Source organism: Limimaricola sp. G21655-S1 (assembly GCF_027213785.1).
GTDB lineage: Bacteria > Pseudomonadota > Alphaproteobacteria > Rhodobacterales > Rhodobacteraceae > Limimaricola.
The window spans coordinates 1-2,291 of record NZ_JAPWGO010000060.1 but is presented as its reverse complement, the minus strand read 5'-3'; the positions used below and the strand labels follow the sequence as shown (position 1 = coordinate 2,291).

The 2,291-nt window shown below is 66.3% G+C and carries 2 protein-coding genes; both read left to right on the top strand.

The genetic code is table 11. The features are described 5' to 3' along the window. Window positions 1–134: 134 nt before the first annotated feature. Window positions 135–1,391: an IS21 family transposase gene (gene istA / locus O4G76_RS19775; RefSeq protein ID WP_269398871.1), complete on the top strand. Its 1,257-nt coding sequence runs from the start codon at window positions 135–137 to the stop codon at window positions 1,389–1,391. Next, window positions 1,385–2,291 (top strand): IS21-like element helper ATPase IstB (gene istB, locus O4G76_RS19770; RefSeq protein WP_269398870.1); only part of this gene is annotated, 907 nt, incomplete at its 3' end. The genes istA and istB, both read left to right, overlap by 7 nt.

Here is a 2,291-nt window from a genome sequence, read left to right as displayed (position 1 = left end):
TGTCAGGCGACACGACAAACTGGCCCTGTGGCGACACGAGGAACTGGCCCCCTCGATAAGCCATGAGGGGATACTGGATGAGCATTCCAGCGACTGAGAAGCTCCTGCGGACCGAGGGTCTGCGGAGGGACGTCATGAAAGAGCCGGACGATGTGTCGGCGATGCTGCGCTTGAAGTCGCTCGGGTGGGGCGCCCGTCGGATTGCGGCGGAGCTTGGATGCTCTCGAACGACGGCGCGGCGCTGGTTGAAGGAGGGGGCATGGCACAAGCCCTCACCCCCTGCGCGCTCGAAAGCGCTGGACGGCTTGGAGGCGTGGCTTGAGGAACGGTTTCGCCGCCATGCCGGCAATGCCGATGTGGTCCGTCAGGAGCTCTGGGCCGAGAAGGGCATCAGGGTGAGCCTGCGCACGGTCGAGCGCGCGGTGGCGCATCTACGTCAGGAGCTGCGCGCGGAGGCTCGGGCAACGGTGCGTTTCGAGACGCAGCCGGGCCAGCAGCTTCAAATCGACTTTGGCCAGCGGCGTGTGGAAATTGATGGCCTGCCGCAGCTGGTCTCGTTCTTCGTGGCTACGCTTGGCTATTCCCGCCGTATCCACGTGCGGGCCTTTGCCGGCGAGCGCCAAGAGCATTGGTTCGAGGGGATGGAAAGCGCCTTCGCAGCGTTCGACGGGGTGCCCGAGGAGGTGTTGCTCGACAATGCCCGCGCACTGATCCTGAGCCATGACGTCGCCAGCCGGGAGATCGTGGTGAACCCCAAGCTCCACGCCTTCGCCCGACATTGGGGCTTTCAGGTGAAGGCCTGCGCACCTTACCGGCCGCGCACGAAGGGCAAGGACGAGCGGGGTGTCGGCTACGTGAAGAGCAATGCGATCGCTGGACGCGCCTTCGACAGCTTTGAGGCCATGGAGGCGCATCTGGAGCACTGGACCCGCGAAGTTGCCGACCAACGGGTTCATGGCACCACCGGCGAGGCGCCGATGCTGCGCTTTGCGCGTGATGAAGCTGGCAAGCTGAAGCCACGTCCCCAATGCGGGCCGTTCCTGGCGATGCGGGATGTGAGCCGACGCGTCGGGTCTGACTGCGCGGTGGAATTCGATACCAACAGCTACTCGGTCCCATGGCGGCTGATCGGCGAGCGAGTTCGCGTGCTTGTCACCGGCGAGACGGTGCGCGTCACCCATGTCGGTGTGGAGGTGGCTTGCCACCGACGCAGTGCCGGTCGGCGCGGCCGTATTATCGATCATGCCCACTTCGCGGGGGTTGCAGGCGCCGCCGGTCGGGTGATCCGGAGGTCTGAACCGGTTGCGGCACATTCGGAGGACTTGATCCCGGAGGCGGCCCTGCTGCGGCCTCTCACAGAATACGAGGCGGTCGCCGGAGGGGCATGGTGATGGGCGCGGTTACGACAGAGGAGCTGGACCGGATGCTGACCCGGCTGAAGCTGACCGCAATCCGTGATCAACTTGACTCGCTGCTCGACGAAGCAGTGCGGGGAGAAATGACCCTACGCGATGCCCTGGCGTTTCTTTGCCAACGCGAGATCGCCCGCAAGGACCAGCGCCGCATCGACATGAGCTTCGGATTGGCGAAGTTTCCCTTCGTGCGCGACCTTGGCGGCTTCGATTTCACCGCACAGCCCTCGCTCGATCGCGGCCAAATCCGCGACCTCGCCACCGGGCGCTTCATTGCCAACGGCGACGCGCTCCTGCTGCTCGGCCCCCCGGGGGTGGGGAAAAGCCATCTGGCCGTTGCCCTTGGCCGTGAGGCGATCGTCGCCGGATACACCGTGCTCTTCACTGGAGCCATGGAGTTGGTGGCGAACCTGGCCAAGGCGCAGGCCGATGGACGCCTCGAAGAACGGCTGACGCACTATACCAAGCCGAAGCTGCTGATCGTTGATGAACTCGGCTACCTGCCCCTCGAACCCGATGCCGCGCATCTGTTCTTCCAACTGGTGAGCCGGCGCTATGGGCGGGGCGCCATGCTCGTCACCTCGAACCGCGCCGTCGGTGAATGGGGCAGCGTCTTCGGCGACGCGGTGGTCGCGACCGCGATCCTCGACCGTTTGCTACACCACAGCCACGTCATCACCATCCGAGGCGACAGCTACCGGCTTCGCCCCCCCCCCCCCCCCCCCCCCCCCCCCCCCCCCCCCCCCCCCCCCCCCCCCCCCCCCCCGCGGTCTCCCCCCCCCCCCCCCCCCCCCCCCCCACGAAACCACAACCGTATCGATATGAGGGTGGGCCAGTTCTTCGTGTCGCCCCCGGGCCAGTTCCGAATGTCGCTGGACA